The following is a 17,513-nucleotide window of genomic DNA, read 5'->3' on the forward strand; positions in this document are numbered from 1 at the left end:
CACGCCGCCGAGCGCGAAGCGGCCACGCTGAGCTATGCCGAACAACGCGCGCTCGACCTGGGCCTCGCGCTCGCGGGCGGCGCGCACACGCTGCTGCTCGACGAACCCACGGCGGGCATGAACCGCGCCGAGGCCGCGCGCGCGATGGCGCTGATCCGCGCGACCACGGCGGGCAAGACGCTGCTGCTCGTCGAGCACGACATGGACGCCGTGTTCGGTCTCGCCGACCGCGTCTCGGTGCTGGTGCAAGGACGCGTGATCGCCACCGGCACGCCGCAGGCGATCCGCGCCGATGCGGCCGTGCGCGAGGCGTATCTGGGCGCGGATTTCGGTGCAAACGGCGGTGCAAACTTCGGCGCGTCATCATCATGAGCATGACGAACGAAGCGCTCCTCGAAGTCGCGGGCCTGCGCGCGTGGTACGGCGCGAGCCAGGTGCTGCACGGCGTCGATCTGCGGATGCATGCGAGCGAGGTCGTCGCGCTCGCGGGCCGCAACGGCTCGGGCCGCTCGACCTTCGCGAAGGCGCTGATGTCGATGGTCGCCGCCGATGGCGCGCGTCGCTTCGCGGGCGCCGATCTCGCGCCGCTGCGGACCTTCGAGATCGCGCGCCTCGGCCTCGGCTACGTGGCGGAGCAGCGCGACGTGTTCCCGACACTGAGCGTCGACGAGAACCTGCGCCTCGGCGCGGTGAAGCCGCGCAAGGGCCGCCGCGCGCCGCGCTTCACGCTCGACGACGCGCGCGCGCTGTTTCCGATCCTGCACGAGCGCCGCGCCGCGCGCGCGGGCGTGCTCTCGGGCGGCGAGCAGCAGATGCTCGCGCTGGCGCGCGCACTGATGGGCGATCCCGATCTGCTGATCGTCGACGAACCGGCCGAGGGCTTGTCCGCGCAAATGACCGCGCGTGTCGGCGACGCGTTGCGCGCCTTGCGCGAACGCGGCGTTGCCGTGCTGCTGATCGAGCAGCGGCTCGCACTCGCGCCCGCGCTCGCGGATCGCATCGCGGTGATGGGGCATGGGCGCATCGTGTTCGAGGGCGCGCCGGGCGAACTCGCGCAGCGCGAGGACATCGTGCGCGAATGGCTCGGCGTCGGCTAAGGATCGTTGCGCGATCAACTAGCTGATGCGACGCGCGCGAGCGCCGTCATCGGGCCGATTTGCGCGAGCGTGTCGCACTGCTGCGCGTCGCGCACGAACAGCGAACCGGCGAAGCCGAGCGCGTTGATCGAGATGCCATCGACGCGCTCCTGCGCGCGCGGCACCATCAGCATCCAGCGGCGCGTGACGAGCAGGTTGTAGGGCGCGCGCTGATGCGCGAGTCCATCGATATCGATCGCGCCGATTCCCACTGCGTCGAGCAACGCGCGATAGGTCTGCCATGCGTTGCGCGCGGCATCGTCGGCGCTGCCTTGCAGGAGATCGAGCGTGGCGAACGCGTGCGCGAAGGGCAAGTTCGGCACGCACGAGAGACCGTTTTCCTTTTGCGCCGATGGCCATAAAACTTCCATCGGCACGGCGGGCCCGCGCGCATCGAGCGGCAGCGGCACGGCCTGCAAATGCTTGTGCGGCTGACTCGCGCCTGCTGCCTCGCCGCCGTTGTAAAAACCGAGTGCATCGAAGCCGCGCAAGGCCACGAGCAGCGCCGCGAAATCATCGCGATCGAGCAGCGCTTCCTGCGGCACGAAACGCCGCGTGACGATCAGCAGATGATCGTCGATCACGTTGTACTTGTTGAGCAGCGCGAGGTGTGTCGGCGTGAGCGCACCGACGCAGAGATCGTCCTCGCAGGGCAGAAACGGATTGCGGCGCGGAGCGGCGGGCGCATTGCCCTGAGAGACCTCGGTGCGCCGCGCCATCTCCTTGCGTGCGAGGCTCGACACCTGGCGCACGGCGAAACGCACGCCGCCTTCGTCGAGATGCGTGAGCACGGTCTCGATCGGTTTCAGCGCGCCGCATTGCAACGCGTGGCGCGTTTGCGCGTCGAGCGCGGCGCGCAGCGTGGTGGCGGTGAGCGGCGTCGAGGTCATCGGCGAATCATGGGCGATTCATTGACGATTCACAGGCAAACGCGGCGCTCAGGCCTTGTAGCCGATCGCGCGCAGCAGATCCTTGCGCCAGCGCACATCGTCCTCGGTCTCGACGCCGAGCGGCGGCGCGCCGTCCACCACGCCGACGATGCCGCGTCCACGGTCGGTTTCGGCGATCAGCACCTCGGTCGGATTGGCCGTCGCGCAGAAGATGCGGCAGACCTCGGGCACGGCTTTCACGGCGTTGAGCACGTTGACCGGAAAGAAGCCGTCGCCGAGAAACACGATGAAGCTATGGCCCGCCGCGATGCGCAGCGCGTTCTCCGTCGCCATCTCGACGAGCGCCTCGTGCGTGCCCGAGCGGCGCACGAGGCGCTTGCCCGACGCTTCGCAGAAGGCCAGCCCGAACGCGATGCCCGGCGCCGCGCCGTAGAGCGCTTCGTGCAGGTCCTCGACCGTTTTGATGAAGTGCGATTGCCCGAGGATGAAGTTGGTCGCTTCGGGCTTGACGATTTCAACCGTGGAAAGCTGCATGGCGAACCTCGCGCGGACGTCTCGAAGGCAGGTCCTTCAAGCATGGTTCGAAGTCGCGGCCAATGCAAGCGGCGCGGATCGGACATGAAAAAACGGCCGGCGCCTGTGCAGGCAGCCGGCCGTTTTCCGTGCAGGAAGATCGTTGCAGCGAGCTTACGCGGCCTTCGCCGCCCGTTTCTTGCCTTCGACGTCGGGCAGGAACACCGTCAGGATGCCGATCAGCGGCAGGAACGAGCAGACCTTGTAGACGAAGCCGATGCTGGTGGCATCCGCGAGCTGGCCGAGCACGGCCGCGCCGATGCCGCCCAGACCGAACGCGAAGCCGAAGAACAGGCCCGCGACCATGCCCACCTTGCCCGGAATCAGTTCCTGCGCATAGACGAGGATCGCCGAGAACGCCGAGGCCAGCACCACGCCGATGATCACCGTCAGCACGCTGGTCCAGAACAGGTTCGCGTAGGGCAGCAGCAGCGTGAACGGCGCGACGCCCAGGATCGAACCCCAGATCACGTATTTACGGCCGATGCGGTCGCCCACCGGGCCGCCGATGATCGTGCCCGCAGCCACGGCGGCGAGGAACACGAACAGGTGGACCTGCGCGGCCTGCACGGGCAGATGGAAGCGGTCGATCAGATAGAACGTGAAGTAGCTGTTGATGCTCGAGAGGTAGAAGTACTTCGAGAACACCAGCAGCACGAGGATGCTGATGGCCATCGCCACGCGTCCACGCGAGAGCGCGACGGCGGGCGCTTCGGCGCGCTTCTTCTTGAGATTCGGATGCGCCTTGTACCAGCGGCCGATCTGCGTGAGCACGAACATCGCCACCAGCGCGGCCACCGAGAACCACGCGATGCTGCGCTGGCCGTGCGGAATGATGATCACGGCGGCGAGCAGCGGTCCGAGCGACGAGCCCGCGTTGCCGCCCACCTGGAACAGCGACTGCGCGAGGCCGTGGCGGCCGCCCGAAGCCATGCGCGCAACCCGCGACGACTCCGGGTGGAACACCGACGAGCCGCAGCCCACCAGCGCGGCGGCCACCAGCAGCACGCCAAACGAGGGCGCCACCGACATCAGCAGCAGGCCGCACAGCGTGAAGCCCATGCCGACGGGCAGCGAGTACGGCATCGGGCGCTTGTCCGTATAGACGCCGACGAGCGGCTGGAGCAGCGACGCCGTGATTTGATAAGTGAGCGTGATCAGGCCGATCTGCGTGAACGACAGCGCGAAGTTGTCCTTGAGCATCGGATAGATGGCCAGGATCAGCGACTGGATCATGTCGTTGAGCAGGTGCGAAAAACTGATCGCGCCGAGCACGCTGTAGACCGTGCGCTGCACGGCGGGCGTGGCGGGTGTTGCGTTGGCGGTGGACGCTGCGGACGCAGCGGCCGCGCCGGACAGGGCGCGCTTGTCGAGGCTGGTTTCCATATGTCTTGAGCAGGAGAGCATCACGCGGGCGTCGTCTGAAAGCGCGAGGCGATCAATGCGGCGACGGCATGAAAGGGTCGTATATAGGAGTTATGAAGCGCAGTGTAATGTGTCTTGGACGAATCGTACGGACAAGTTTTGTCGCGAATCGGACACGCGGAAAAGCGCAATCGCCGCGACGCCTTGCCGCAGGCGGCCGCGCGGCGAGGGAAATTTCGCGCGGCAATTTTGGCGGCAAATTTTGGCCGGTTATAACCCGCCAGGATGCGCGAATACTTTCGCGCAACATACGGGGCCGGAATGCGGGCGATGCGGCCAGCGCGACACGTCAGGACATTAAAGATCGCGCGGCGCCGTGCCGTTGACCGGAGTTGAGGCGTTGCGCCATGCATGAGCCGCCACGAGCGGCCAGCGAGAGGCGTCGGCGGGTTTCGGCGGTTATCGCGGAGCCGAAAAACAGCTGACGCGGCGCGCGTCGTACAACAAGCTGGAGACCGATAACGATGAGAGCAATGACTGAAGCGGGCCGCCACGCGGGGTTCGTGCCGGACGAGTTGGGGGCGCCAGGCGGCAACGGCGCGGCGGGGAGCGGCAAAGGCAAGGGTAGCGGCAAGGGCAAAAAGCAGCGCGCCGCCGTCAACACGCGCGCGGACGCGTCGCGCCTTTCGGTGAAAGCGACGCTGCGTTTGGCGTTCGCGGTGGTGCTGGTGGGCACGCTCGCGATCGGCGCGTTCTCGCTCACGCAGATCAGCCGCCTCAACGATTCGACGGAATCGATCTACGAGCAGGGTCACGTCGCGAGCCGCGCCGCCGAGGAAGCGCGCGGTCACGTGCTGCGCGCGAGCCGCTCGCAGAAGATGCTGCTCACGGCCACCACGGCCAGGGAGCGCGACGAACTCGGCGACGGCATCGAAAAGGATCTGTCCGCCATCGTCGACGAGATGAAGGTGCTCGACGACCATGCCTCCGGCACCGCCGCGCTCGCCTCCCAGAAACAGTTCAGCGGCGCCGTGCAGGCCTGGAGCGGCCATCTGCGCGACTTCGTCACGCTCGTGAAGGCGCAGCCGCTCGATCTTTCGCAGATGAGCTGGCAGGTCGGCACCCAGGACGTCTCGCTGCTGGTCGAAACCGAAAAGCTCGAAAAACTCGTCGATCAACTCGTCGAGCAGCGCGGCGCGGCGGCCAAGGCGACCATCGCGGCGTCGGCGTTCATCTTCAAGTCGTCGTTCGTGATGATGGCGGCGGCCACGGTCGCGCTGTTCGTCGTGGCGTTCTTCGTCAGCGAATGGGTCGTGCGGCGGCTGTCGCGCGCGCTCGGCGGCGAGCCCGCGCATGCGAAGGCGATCGCCGCGCGCATCGCCTCGGGCGATCTCGCGCAGCCGGTCGTCGTGCGCGAGCGCGACGCGCAAAGCATGCTCGGCGCACTGCGCGACATGCAGCAGGGTCTCTCGACGACGGTCGCGGAAATTGCCGCGAGCGCGGAAGCTATCGCCGCTGCTTCGGGCCAGATCTCGACCGGCAATCTCGATCTTTCGCAGCGCACCGAGGAGCAGGCCGTCGCGCTCGAACGCACGGCCAGCAGCATGGAGCAGCTCACATCGACGGTGCGCCTGAACGCGGAGAACGCGCAGCAGGCCAGCACGCTCGCAGGCAACGCGTCGCAGATCGCGGAGAAGGGCGGCGCCGTGGTGGGCCGCGTGGTCGCGACGATGGGCGAGATCAACGAGAGCGCCAAGAGCATCGCGGACATCATCGGCGTGATCGAGGGCATCGCGTTTCAGACCAATATTCTCGCGCTGAATGCAGCCGTGGAAGCGGCGCGCGCAGGCGAGGAAGGGCGCGGCTTCTCGGTGGTCGCGGGCGAAGTGCGCAATCTCGCGCAGCGCAGCGCGGCGGCGGCCAAGGAGATCAAGACGCTGATCAGCGCCTCGGTCGAGCGCGTGGCGAACGGCTCGACGCTCGCCACCGACGCAGGCAACACGATGGACGAAGTCGTGAAGGCGGTGCGCCGCGTGAACGACATCATCGGCGAGATTTCGGCGGCGTCGAGCGAGCAGCGCGCGGGCATCGAGGAAATCAGCCGCGCGGTCACGCAGATGGATTCGGGCACGCAGCAGAACGCGGCGCTCGTGGAAGAAGCGACGGCCGCTGCGCAATCGCTCGACGATCAGGCGAAGGTGCTCAAGCGGCTGGTCGGCAAGTTTCATCTGGCCTGACGCATTATTCGTCGTGGGCAGGTAAAGCAAAACGCCGCGTTTTACGCGGCGTTTTTTCATGGCGATGCGCTTACTTCGCGTCGCGCTCGATGATCCACTCGTGCGCGGGATCGTTATGGAAATGCCACTCGCGCGTGGGGCCCGCCATCACGTTCAGATAGTACGAGTCGTACCCGTAGGGCACCACGACAGGGTGATAGCCGCGCGGCACCATCACCACGTCGTGATCCTCCACGGCGAGCGTTTCGTCGAGATCGCGCGCGTCGGTGTAGACGCGCTGAAACGCGAAGCCCTGCTGCGGATTCAGGCGATGGTAATACGTCTCTTCTAGCGCGCTTTCCTGCGGCAGCCGGTCGGCGTCGTGCTTGTGCGGCGGATAGCTCGACGAATGCCCCGACGGCGTGCGCACTTCCACCACGAGCAGCGATTCGGCGGGCTCGCTCTGCGGAAGAATATCGCAGACGTAGCGCGTATTCGCGCTCTTGCCGCGCGTCGAGCGCTTCATCTGCGAAGGCTCGATCAGGCGCACGGGCAGCGTGCCTTTGGCGGGCGCGCTCGCGACGCCCACTTCGGCGTCGCGCGTCGCGCGCACGGTGGCCTTCACGCCAGGCGGCACGTAGAGCGCGACCGGCGCGGCGTCCTCGAACACGCTGTCGCGCGAGCCGAGGCTCGAATAGCGCTCACCATTCGCTTCGATATCCACGGCGCCCGAGAGCACGACGATGCAGCTTTCACGGTCGGTCTCGTGCACGTAGACCAGTTCGTCCTTGCCCAGCCGGTACGCGGCGAAGCCGACATAACGCCAGCCCGCGCTAACGGGCGTGACGCGCGCGATTGTCTGGCCTTCGCGCGCGGCCTTGACGAGCAGGCTCATGCTGCCTCCTTCGTTCGGGAAAGTGTTTCGATATCCGAATCAACCAGCGATCGCAGCGTGCGATAGCCCTTCTGCGCATATGCATACGACGGCGCGATCACGGGATCCTGCTCGGCTTCCACGACGAGCCAGCCGCGATAGCCATGCTGCTTGAGCTTCGCGATGATCGACGCGAAATCCACCGCGCCATCGCCGGGCACCGAAAACGCGCCCGCAAGCACCGCATCGAGAAAGCTCCAGTTGCGATTGCGCGCGAGCTTGACGACGGCGGGGCGCACGTCCTTGCAATGCACGTGGCACACACGCGCGATGTGCTTGTCGAGTTCCGTCACCGGATCGCCGCCCGCGAAGGTGATATGGCCCGCGTCGAACAGCAGGCCCACGGCGTCGCTCGTGCGCGCCATCAGCTTGTCGACATCGGCGGGCGTTTCCACATACGCGCCCATGTGGTGGTGATACGCGAGGCGCACGCCGCGCGAGAGCGTGTGACGCGCGAAGGCATCGACGCGCGCGGCGTAGTCGTCCCATTGCTGCTCGCTGAAAAAGCGCGGGCGCTGATACAGCGGACGCGGCGCGCCCTGGATCGAATCGGCGACTTCGCCATAGACCATGACCGTCGCGCCGTTCTGCGCGAGCAGATCGAGATGGCGGTCCACGGCGGCGATTTCCTCTTCGACGCTGCGTTTCGCGAGCATGCCCGAATACCAGCCCGATACCAGCGACAAGTCGTATTGCGCGAGCAGCGCCTTGAGCGCCTGCGGCTCGCGCGGAAACTTGTTGCCGAGTTCGAAGCCTTCGTAACCGATCTCGCGGCCTTCGGTCAGCGCCGTGGAAAGCGGCGTCTCGCCGCCGAGCGAAGGCAGGTCGTCGTTCATCCACGACAGCGGATTGATGCCGATGCGTACGTCAAATGCGCTCATGTGCGTTCCTCGATCTGTGGAGCGTCGCGTGCTTCATGCTTCGTTCTGGGTAGCGTCGTCGTGCGGACCGCGCGCGCCGCGCTCGGCCACCTGCTTGACATAGCGCTCGCGTGCCTCGCGCACCGCCGCGCGCGGCGAGACTTCCGGCACCGCCACTTCCCACCACCAGCCGCCTTCCTCGGTCGTCCGCGCCGGATCGGTGTCGATGCACACGAGATAGGTGCGCGTCGCCGCGCGTGCGCGTTGCATCGCGGCTTCGAGTTCCGTCACGTTGGCGACGTGCTCGGCCTGCGCGCCCAGCGCGCGCGCGTGCGCGGCGAAGTCGATCTGCGGCGCGCCGAGCGGGCCTTGCGCGCAATCGTCGAACAGGTTGTTGAAGGGCGCGCTGCCGCACGCCTGTTGCAGACGATTGATGCAGCCGTAACCGCGATTGTCGAGCACGACGATGATGAGCTTCGCGCCGAGCATCACCGAGGTGGCGATCTCGCTGTTCATCATCAGGTAGCTGCCGTCGCCGACCATCACGATGACTTCGCGTTCGGGCCGCGCGAGCTTCGCGCCGAGGCCGCCCGCGATCTCGTAGCCCATGCACGAATAGCCGTATTCGACGTGATAAGCGCCGGGCCGTCCCGCGCGCCAGAGCTTGTGCAGTTCGGCGGGCAGCGTGCCCGCCGCGCAGACGACGATATCTTCGGTATCCGAACGATTCGACGAGCGCTGCACGGCGCCGATCACATCGGCATCGTAGGGCAGGGCGCCGCGTTCCTGCTCCGCGTGCGTGAGCGCCGCGACGCTCGCGCGCCAGGCGTCGGCGAGCTGTGTGGCTTGCGCGGTCCAGGCGGCGTCGGCGCGCCAGTGTTCAAGTTGCTCATCGAGCGCGGCGAGCGCGAGCTTCGCGTCGGCCTGCACGGCGATTGCGTCGAGCTTGAGCGTGTCGAAGCCGTTCGCATTGATGCTGATGACGCTCGCGTGTGTGAACAGCGAGTTCGAACCGGTCGTGAAGTCCTGCAGGCGCGTGCCCACGGCGAGGATGCAATCGGCGTCGCGCGCGAGCGCATTGGCAGCGGGTGAGCCAGTCACGCCAATCGCGCCCGCATTGAGCGGATCGTTCCACGCGAGCGCGCCTTTGCCCGCCTGGGTTTCGGCGACCGGAATGCCGTGCGCGGTAGCGAACGCGCGCAGCGTTTCGGTCGCGCGCGCATAGAGCACGCCGCCGCCCGCGACGATCAGCGGCTGGCGCGCGCGGCTCAACTGCGCGAGCGCCGCGTCGATTTCGCTCGCGATGGGCGCAGGCGTGTGGAAATTCACGAGGCGCGGCGTGAAGAAGCTCGCCGGATAATCCCACGCGGTGGCCTGTACGTCTTGCGGCAGCGCGAGCGTGACGGGGCCGCACTGCGCGGCGTCGGTCAGCACACGCAGCGCGCGCGGCAGGGCGCTCAGCAACTGCGCCGGGTGCACGATGCGGTCGAAGTAACGCGAGACCGGCTTGAGCGCATCGTTCGCGGAGAGGCCGCCGTCCTGCTGATCCTCGATCTGCTGCAGCACCGGATCGGGCTCGCGCGACACGAAGATATCGCCGGGCAGGAGCAAGAGCGGCAGACGGTTCACATGCGCGAGCGCGGCGGCGGTGACGAGGTTCGTCGCGCCGGGGCCGATGGAAGTCGTCACGGCCATCATGCGGCGGCGGAAGTGCGCCTTCGCATAGGCAATCGCGCTGTGCGCCATCGCCTGCTCGTTGTGCGCGCGCAGCGTCGGCAATTCGTGGCGATACTGATAGAGCGCTTCGCCAAGGCCCGCCACATTGCCATGGCCGAAGATCGCGAACACGCCGCCGAACAGCGGCTCGGTGCGGCCCGAGCCGTCCTCGCAAGCGACGCGTTGCGCCGCGAGCCAGCGCACGACCGCTTGCGCGGCGGTCAGGCGCACGGTGGCGGTCTGCGGATTTTGTGCGGCGCTTGCCGGGTTGTCCTGCGCGGCGTGGGCGATCGGAGCGATGCGTTGATTCATGCTGCTTTCTCCTCGCGCACGGCATGATGCGTCGACGATCCGCTCGCCGCCTGCGCGTCTTCGCGCGCCGCGCGCCACGCGGCGATCAGCGTTTCGAACGCGGTGCGCACGCGCGCGATCACGGTCTTGTCGTCGATATCGCCCTTGAGCCACGCGTAGCTCGGCTCGTAGAAGATCGTGCGGCCGACCGTGAAGCCGCGGCAGGTTTGCGAAGCCGCCGCCGCCTTGAAGCCGCTCATCAACTGATCCATCGGCGCGGAGAGACCGAGCAGCACCACGCCGCGGCAATGCGGATCGCGCTCGGCGATCAGCGCATCGACTTCGCGCCATTGCGCCGCGTCCACCGGTTCGAGCTTCCACCACTCGGGATAGAGGCCGATGTTGTAGAGCCGCTTGAGCGCGCGCGTGATCGTGCCCGGCGCATTCGGCTTGCCATCGAGCTTCGGCGGAATCACTTCGAGCAGCAGTTCGTGGCCGCTCGCCTGCACGGCGTCGTAGAGCGCGCGCAATTGCGCTTCCTGTTCGAGACGCTGCTCGATGGGCTCGTCGGGATGGAATTGCACGAGGCACTTCACGGTATGGCCGATGGGCCAGCTCGCGAGCGTGGTGCCGATCGAGCGGCCGTGATCGAACACGAGCGGCACCGAACCCGGCAATTCGACCGGGCGGCCGATCCACCAGTCGCGGCCCGTGGCGGCATTGAGCGCGTCCTGGCCGTAACGGTCGTCGATCAGCACGCCGATCTTGCCTTGCAGGCCGAGCGCGCTTTCGGTTTGCGCGACCGCTTCCACATACAGATTCTTCAGATACGCGATGCGCGATTCGTCGGCGCCCGTTTGCTGCGCGAGATCGAAGAACTGATTGCGATGATCGAAGGCGAAGCCGAGCACTTCGTCGTGACGCTTGCGCGCGGGCGTGACGCGATGCAGGCGCGCGAGCGTGGCGTCGCGATCGGGACGGCGCATGCGCACGGGATCGGCTTGCGCTTCGCTCAGGAAGTAGTCGAGTTCGGCGGGCGTGGGCATCGCGGGCGCGCAGCCGTGGCGCGAAACCACCAACGCGCCGCACGCGTTCGCGGCGCGCGCGCAGTCTTCGAGCGACGCGTCGCGCAGCCAGCCCGAGAGAAAGCCCGAGGCGAACGCATCGCCCGCGCCGAGCACGTTGAGCACGTCGACTTCGACGCCGCGCTGCATCGGCACGTCGTCGAGCGAATCGGGCACCGCGCCTTCGACGATCTGGCAGCCGAGCGGCCCGCGCTTGACCAGCAGCGTCGCGGACGTGACTTCACGCACGCGCTTGAGCGCATCGACGAGGGCTTCCTTGCCGCCCGCGATACGGAACTCTTCCTCGGTGCCGATCACGAGATCGAAGTTCGGCAGAATGCGCTGCAAATGTTCGCTTACGCCGGCGCTCGCGACGAAGCGCGTCTCGCCGTCGGCCTTGCCCGTGAGACCCCAGAGCACCGGACGATAGTCGATGTCGAGCACGGTGCGCACGTTGTTGCGGCGCGCGTAGTCGAGCGCGGCGAGGCTCGTGCGGTTCACCTGCTCGGTGGAGAAGTGCGTGCCGGTGATCAGCAGCGCCTTCGCGGAGGCGATGAACGCTTCGTCGAAGTCGGCGGGATCGACGGCCATGTCCGCGCAATTCTCGCGATAGAAGATCAGCGGAAACGTATCGCGGTCCTTGATGCCCAGCAGCACGAGCGCGGTGAGCCGTTCGGGATCGATGCGCACGTGGCTCGTATCGCAGCCTTCTTTCGTGAGCGTTTCGGTGAGAAAACGGCCCATGTGGTCGTCGCCGACACGCGTGAGCATCGCCGATTGCAAACCGAGGCGCGCGCAGCCGAACGCGATGTTCGCGGACGAGCCGCCCAGATATTTGGCGAAGGTGGAGACGTCTTCGAGCCGCGCGCCGACCTGCTGCGCGTAGAGATCGACGCCCAGCCGGCCCAGACACACGATGTCGCGGCTGCGGCCCGGCGCGAAGCGGCTCGGGGTGGTGGGGATGATAGCCATGAGCATTCCTGATGAGTTCGGTGCGGGGCGGGCCTGCTCAGATCGTGGCGCCGTCGAGTTCGGCGATCATCTTTTGCATTTCGGCGCCGCCGGCCATCATGTCGAGCACTTCGTTCTTGCTGATCGTGTCCTTCGTATAGGTGCCGAGCGAGCGGCCGCGATTGAGCAGCGTGAACGAGTCGCCGATGGGGTAGGCGTGATGCACGTTGTGCGTGATGAAGATCACCGAGATGCCTTTGGCGCGCGCCGCGTGAATCAGCTTGAGCACGTTGAAGCTCTGCTTCACGCCGAGCGCGGCGGTCGGTTCGTCGAGAATCAGCACGCGCGCGCCGAAGTGAATCGCACGCGCGATCGCGAGACACTGGCGCTCGCCGCCCGACATCGTGCCGATGGCCTGATGCGGATCGCGCACATGAATGCCCATCTCCGAGAGCCGGTCTTTTGCAATCTGCGCGCTCGAATCGAGATCCATCACGTTGATGAAACCGAACAGCTTTTTCTGCGGCTCGCGGCCCATGAAGAAGTTGCGCGCGACCGAGAGCAGCGGCACCAGCGCGAGATCCTGATAGACGGTCGCGATGCCGAGATCGAGCGCGTCTTTCGGCGACTCGAAGCGCACGGGCTTGCCGTCGACGAAATACTGGCCGTCGGTGGGCGCATGCACGCCTGCGAGCGTCTTGATCAGCGTGGACTTGCCCGCGCCGTTGTCGCCGAGCAGGCAGTGCACCTCGCCGCGCTTCAGGCGCAGCGTGACGCCGTTGAGCGCGATGACTTTGCCGAAGTACTTGCTGACGTTTTCGAGCGCGAGAATCGTGTCGCTGCCGGGGGCGGAGGTGTTGAGTTCGTCGGACATGGTCAGCCTCCCGTTACGATTGCGCGACGCGGCGGCGCACGTAGTGATTAAAGAGCACGGCGATCAGCAGCATCATGCCGAGGAACACGCGGAACCAGTCCGAGTCGATGTTCGTGTAGGTAATACCGATCTGCACCACGCCGAAGATCAACGCGCCGAACGCCGCACCGATCACCGAGCCGTAACCGCCCGTGAGGAGCGTGCCGCCGATCACCGCGGCGATGATCGCTTCGAATTCCTTTTGCAGACCACGGTCGGCAGCGGCCGACCCGATATCGCAGACCTGGAGCACCGCGAACAGGCACGAGCAGAACGCGGTCAGCATGAACAGCGAGATCTTCACGCGCTTGACCGGCACGCCCACGTTCTTCGCGGCGTTCGAGTCGCCGCCCACGGCGAGAATCCAGTTGCCGTAGCGCGTCTTGGCGAGCACGAATGCGCCGATGATGACGAGCGCGAACCACCAGAGAATCACCTTCGGCACGCCGTTGACGAGCGGCTGGCCGCTGTCGAGCATCTTGCCGATACCGATATGCGCGAGCGCCACGAACAGCCCTTTAAATGCGGTGCCGTGAAAGAGCAGGTTGGTCACGTAGTCGGCTTTCGCGACATCGCCCACGCCTGAGACGATGGTGCGGTCGGCGAACATGATCGAGAGTGCGAGCGTGAGGCCGCGCAGGATGAACAGGAACGCGAGCGTGACGATGAACGAGGGCAGCCGCGTGCGCATCACGAGGTAGCCGTTGAGCGCGCCGAGCGCGGTGCAGCCCACGAACGCGAAGATGATCGAGAGCGCGATGGGCCAGTGGAAGTACATGGTGGGAATCGCCACCATCATGCCCGCGAAGCCGATCATCGAGCCGATCGAGAGATCGAACTCGCCCGCGATCATCAGCAGGCACGCGCCAACAGAAAGGATGCCTAAGTAAGCGGCGACCTGCGACCAGTTCATCACGCCGTCGAGGTCGAACATGCCGGAGCCGCCCGCGCCGATCGCGAACACGGCGAACACGAGCACGGTGCCGGAAATCGCAGCGAATTCGGGGCGGCCGAGCAGATGGCCGAACCACGATTCGCGACGCACGCGTTCATCGCCATGCGAAGCGCTCGCCTGAGCGGGCTGGGGCGAGCGCGCGTCCTGCGCGTCGTCCGGTGCATGCGAGGGAAAGTGTTTGCCGGCTACACCCATGATGTCTCCTGTGTCCCGGACCTATGTGCCGAAATGGCTTGACTGGCCCGGTGAATGACGCGCGGCGAGGCTGGCGAGAGGCGAGTCGGTATCGCGTGTAGCGAACCGCCGCCGCGCGTGGCTGACGAAATGACCTGACGGATCAGCGGTACTGACCCGCGTACTTCACAACCTTGTCCAGATTCTCCTTGGTGATGAAGCCCGGACCCGAGCGAATGTTCTTCGGGCCATAGGACGGTTGCAGACCGTAGGTGTCGAGGCGCTGCTTGAACTTGGGATTCGCTTCGAGGATCTGGCGGATCTTCGCCGGATCGGTCGTGTGGTCCTTCTTCACGATCGCGAGCACGGCCACCGGAATGTAGCCCTGGAGATACGGCTGCTGGTCGATGGCGAACTGGATCGTGCCCGCGCGGATCGCCTTGGCGATCTCATCCGAGAAGTCGAAGGTGCAGAAGTAGATCTTGCCCGCGAGGCCCATCTGCTGAACCGCCTTGAGCGTGGCGGCGGCCGGCACCGGACCGAGCGTGAGAATCGCGCCCGTGTTCGGATGGTTGCGCAGATACGCGCTGACCTTCGACTGGATTTCCGTCGGGTCCTGGCCGGAGTCGATCGTCGAGGTCTTGTAGTCGACGCCGATGGCGTCTGCGAAGCCGCGGCAGCGGTCGAACGAAACGGTATTGGTAGCGATGTGGTTCACGCAGAGGAAGGACTTCACGCCCGCGGCCTTGGCCTTTTCGCCGGCCGCGTGGCCCGCCACATATTCGGGCTGGCCCACGTGCATGATCGCGCCCAGTTGCGCGCTTTGTTCCTCGGTGCCCGAGTTGATCGTCACGAGCGGAATCTTCTTGGCCGTGACCTTGCCGATGGAGCTTTTGAGCACGTCGAAGTCGGCGATGGTGGTGATGACGCCGTCGTAATTGCGCGCCGCCGCCTGTTCGACCAGGCGCGCCATGTCGGCGATGTCGCCGTTGGGCGGATTGCGGTAGTCGGTCTCGACGTTGAAGTCTTCGTCGGCCTGCTTGATGGCGTTCTTGATCACGTTCCACCACGAGTCCGAATCCGGCGCGTGGCTGATCAGCACGAAGTGCGCGTCGGCGGCCTGCGCCGTTTGTGCGCCCACTGCGCTCAAGCCGCTCAGCCCCGCTGCCAGCGCGAGCGCCGCGGCTAAACGTCGGAGCATGGTCTTGCCCTTGCGTTGCGTCATTGTCTCCACCTTTCTCGGTCTGTCGTTCGTTTTTGAGGTGAGCGCGGTGCTTGTCTGAATTGCGCGTCGACACGTTGCTCATGGACAAGATTAGGCGATCGTCCGAGCCGTTGCAACAGAAATTTCATTGCAAATAAAAATGGAAAATCTGTTCCATTCATGAGGCGGCGTGCCTATAATCGGCTCCGTTGGCTTGCCCTCAAACGCCCGCCCAGCAAGGGTTTTGCGGCACTGCGGCAAGCCAGGGGAAAAACGATCATGGCCGACGAGACAAGCGACGCCGTAGCAGGCGTCGACGAATTGATGCAGCGCATCGCGCACGACTACGAAGCGCTGCCGCGACAGTTGAAGAACGTCGCGACTTACATTGAACAGAACCGCGCGAGCGTGATGATGGACCGCACGAGCGACATCGCCGCGAGCTGCGGCGTGCATCCCTCGGCGGTGGTGCGCTTCGCGCAGCGCTTCGGCTTTTCGGGTTTCTCCGATCTGCAGGCGGTGTTTCGTCAGGCGTATGCGGGCCAGGGCGGCTCGCCCACGACCTACCAGCAGCGCATTCGCCAGTTGATCGACGAGAACGATGGCAAGACCGATCCGGCGCTGGGCGGCGCGGTGGCGCGCGAGTTCATCGGCGCGTGCCGCAGCGGTCTGGACGAACTCGAAGCGGGTCTCGACGACGCGCAGTTCGACGCCGCCGTGCGCATGCTCGAACACGCCGACAACATCTACGTGATCGGCGTACGCCGCTCGTTCGCGGTGGCGAGCTACATCGTCTATGCGTTGCAGCACACGCGCAAACGCGTGCATCTCGTTTCGGGGCTCGGCGGCATGTATCACGAGCAGATCCGCAGCGTGAAGAAGGGCGACGTGGTGATCGCCATCAGCTTCGCGCCGTACGGCAAGGAAACGCAGTACTGCCTGCGCGTGGCGCAGCAGCATCAGGCGAAAACGCTCGTGATCACCGACAGCCAGCTGTCGCCACTCGCGCGTCACGCGGATGCGCAACTCTATGTGAAGGAGGGGAGCGCGTTCGCGTTCCGCTCGCTGACCAGCACGTTTTGCCTGTGCCAGGCGCTGTTCGTGGCGCTTGCGTACCGGCTCGAACTCAACGTAGAAGAATCGACCGACACCGGAGGATACGATGACTAGTGGAGCAGCAGGCAAGGCGCTGGACGTAGCGGTTTTCGGCGCGGGACGCATCGGCCGCATTCACGCGGCGAATCTCGCGCGCCAGCCCGGCGTGCGCCTGAAGTACGTGATCGACGTGAACCGCGAGGCGGCCCAGGCGCTCGCGGCGCAGCACGGCGCGCAGGTGGCGGGTATCGACGAAGCGTTCGGCGATGCGTCGATTGGCGCGACGGTGATCTGCTCGTCGACCGATACGCACTCCGAACTGATCATGCGCTCGGCGGCGGCGGGCAAGCATATCTTCTGCGAGAAGCCCGTCGATCTCGCGATCGGACGCGCACGCGAATGCGCCGACGCCGTGGCGCGCGCGGGCGTGGTCGCGATGATCGGCTTTCAGCGCCGCTACGATCCCACGTTCGCGGCGCTCAAGCAGCGTCTCGACGCGGGCGAGATCGGCACGCCGGAAATGCTGGTGGTGACGAGCCGCGATCCGGGCGCGCCGCCCGTGGAGTACATCAAGCATTCGGGCGGCATCTTCAAGGACATGCTGATCCACGACTTCGACATCTTCCGCTGGATTCTCGACGACGAAGCCGACACGGTGCACGCCACGGGCAGTTGTCTCTCCGATCCGGCCATCGCCGAAGCGGGCGATATCGACTCGACCGCCGTGACGATCCGCACGAAGCGCGGCCGTCTTTGCCAGATCAACACGGCGCGGCGCGCGGCGTATGGCTATGACCAGCGCTTCGAGGTCCTCGGCAGTGACGGCATGCTGCAGGCGGGCAACATCAAACCGACCGAAGTAGTGGCGTGGTCGAAGACCTCGGTGGCGCAGGACGTGCCCGAGGCGTTTTTCCTGGAGCGCTATCGCGCCGCGTATGCGAGCGAAATGGCGCACTTCCATGAGGCGGTCACGCAGGGCAAGCCGGTGCGCACGACGGTCGCCGATGGGCTCAAGGCGCTCGAACTCGCGGAAGCGGCGGCGCTTTCGTGGCGCGAAGGGCGCGTGGTGAAAGTGGGCGCTTGATGCGCTGACGATGGATTGACGCAGTGTGATGGACGTCGCGATTGCATCGCGGCGTCTTTCGAATAGCAAGGATTACGAATTATTGTTCAGGA

General features: G+C 66.1%; 14 protein-coding genes and 1 pseudogene. 5 read left to right on the forward strand and 10 right to left on the reverse strand.

Features of this window, described 5'->3' with window-relative positions; all coding sequences use genetic code 11:
• Positions 1-372, forward strand: a pseudogene (locus LDO54_RS20600) (ABC transporter ATP-binding protein); the annotation flags it as partial.
• Entirely contained in the window at positions 369-1,097 is a 729-nt protein-coding gene (locus LDO54_RS20605; protein WP_436975633.1) for an ABC transporter ATP-binding protein, read from the forward strand. The pseudogene LDO54_RS20600 and the gene LDO54_RS20605, both read left to right, overlap by 4 nt.
• 14 nt (positions 1,098-1,111) lie before the next feature.
• Here LDO54_RS20605 and LDO54_RS20610 read toward each other — a convergent pair whose 3' ends face one another.
• From LDO54_RS20610 to LDO54_RS20620, 3 genes are all read right to left on the reverse strand, one after another.
• The gene (locus LDO54_RS20610; RefSeq protein WP_224012527.1) at positions 1,112-2,026 is read right to left on the reverse strand and encodes an ATP adenylyltransferase family protein; all 915 of its coding nucleotides are present in this window, start codon (positions 2,024-2,026) and stop codon (positions 1,112-1,114) included.
• Positions 2,027-2,074: 48 nt separating this feature from the next.
• On the reverse strand, positions 2,075-2,560 hold the full coding sequence (locus tag LDO54_RS20615) for an adenosine-specific kinase (protein ID WP_224012528.1): 486 nt from the start codon (positions 2,558-2,560) through the stop codon (positions 2,075-2,077).
• 153 nt (positions 2,561-2,713) lie between these two features.
• Entirely contained in the window at positions 2,714-3,985 is a 1,272-nt protein-coding gene (locus tag LDO54_RS20620; RefSeq protein WP_224012529.1) for an MFS transporter, read from the reverse strand.
• Positions 3,986-4,488: 503 nt separating this feature from the next.
• On the opposite strand from LDO54_RS20620, the gene LDO54_RS20625 reads away from it, so the two are divergent.
• Positions 4,489-6,201: a methyl-accepting chemotaxis protein gene (locus LDO54_RS20625; protein WP_224012530.1), complete on the forward strand. Its 1,713-nt coding sequence runs from the start codon at positions 4,489-4,491 to the stop codon at positions 6,199-6,201.
• 70 nt (positions 6,202-6,271) lie between these two features.
• Here LDO54_RS20625 and iolB read toward each other — a convergent pair whose 3' ends face one another.
• The 7 genes from iolB to LDO54_RS20660 form a co-directional block, all read right to left on the reverse strand.
• Positions 6,272-7,075: a 5-deoxy-glucuronate isomerase gene (gene iolB, locus LDO54_RS20630; protein WP_224012531.1), complete on the reverse strand. Its 804-nt coding sequence runs from the start codon at positions 7,073-7,075 to the stop codon at positions 6,272-6,274.
• Positions 7,072-7,995, reverse strand: coding sequence for a myo-inosose-2 dehydratase (gene iolE / locus LDO54_RS20635; protein WP_224012532.1), 924 nt, complete (start codon positions 7,993-7,995; stop codon positions 7,072-7,074). Before iolE ends, iolB begins: the two co-directional genes overlap by 4 nt.
• Positions 7,996-8,028: 33 nt before the next feature.
• On the reverse strand, positions 8,029-10,002 hold the full coding sequence (iolD, locus tag LDO54_RS20640; protein ID WP_224012533.1) for a 3D-(3,5/4)-trihydroxycyclohexane-1,2-dione acylhydrolase (decyclizing): 1,974 nt from the start codon (positions 10,000-10,002) through the stop codon (positions 8,029-8,031).
• The gene (locus LDO54_RS20645) at positions 9,999-12,017 is read right to left on the reverse strand and encodes a bifunctional 5-dehydro-2-deoxygluconokinase/5-dehydro-2-deoxyphosphogluconate aldolase (RefSeq protein ID WP_224012534.1); all 2,019 of its coding nucleotides are present in this window, start codon (positions 12,015-12,017) and stop codon (positions 9,999-10,001) included. Before LDO54_RS20645 ends, iolD begins: the two co-directional genes overlap by 4 nt.
• A 37-nt stretch (positions 12,018-12,054) precedes the next feature.
• Positions 12,055-12,870 carry an ATP-binding cassette domain-containing protein gene (locus tag LDO54_RS20650; protein ID WP_224012535.1) on the reverse strand — a complete coding sequence of 272 codons (816 nt, stop codon included), beginning with the start codon at positions 12,868-12,870 and terminating at the stop codon, positions 12,055-12,057.
• 13 nt (positions 12,871-12,883) lie between these two features.
• A complete protein-coding gene (locus LDO54_RS20655; protein WP_224012536.1) occupies positions 12,884-14,059 on the reverse strand; it encodes an ABC transporter permease in 1,176 nt (391 codons plus the stop codon).
• A 142-nt stretch (positions 14,060-14,201) separates the two neighbouring features.
• Positions 14,202-15,263 carry a sugar ABC transporter substrate-binding protein gene (locus LDO54_RS20660; protein ID WP_224012537.1) on the reverse strand — a complete coding sequence of 354 codons (1,062 nt, stop codon included), beginning with the start codon at positions 15,261-15,263 and terminating at the stop codon, positions 14,202-14,204.
• A gap of 258 nt (positions 15,264-15,521) precedes the next feature.
• Here LDO54_RS20660 and LDO54_RS20665 point away from each other — a divergent pair, with 258 nt between their 5' ends.
• Entirely contained in the window at positions 15,522-16,412 is an 891-nt protein-coding gene (locus tag LDO54_RS20665) for a MurR/RpiR family transcriptional regulator (protein ID WP_224012538.1), read from the forward strand.
• The gene (iolG, locus tag LDO54_RS20670; protein WP_224012539.1) at positions 16,405-17,421 is read left to right on the forward strand and encodes an inositol 2-dehydrogenase; all 1,017 of its coding nucleotides are present in this window, start codon (positions 16,405-16,407) and stop codon (positions 17,419-17,421) included. The genes LDO54_RS20665 and iolG overlap by 8 nt, the downstream gene beginning before the upstream one ends.
• Positions 17,422-17,513 lie beyond the last annotated feature (92 nt).

The organism is Paraburkholderia tropica (assembly GCF_914484835.1).
Lineage (GTDB): Bacteria > Pseudomonadota > Gammaproteobacteria > Burkholderiales > Burkholderiaceae > Paraburkholderia > Paraburkholderia tropica_A.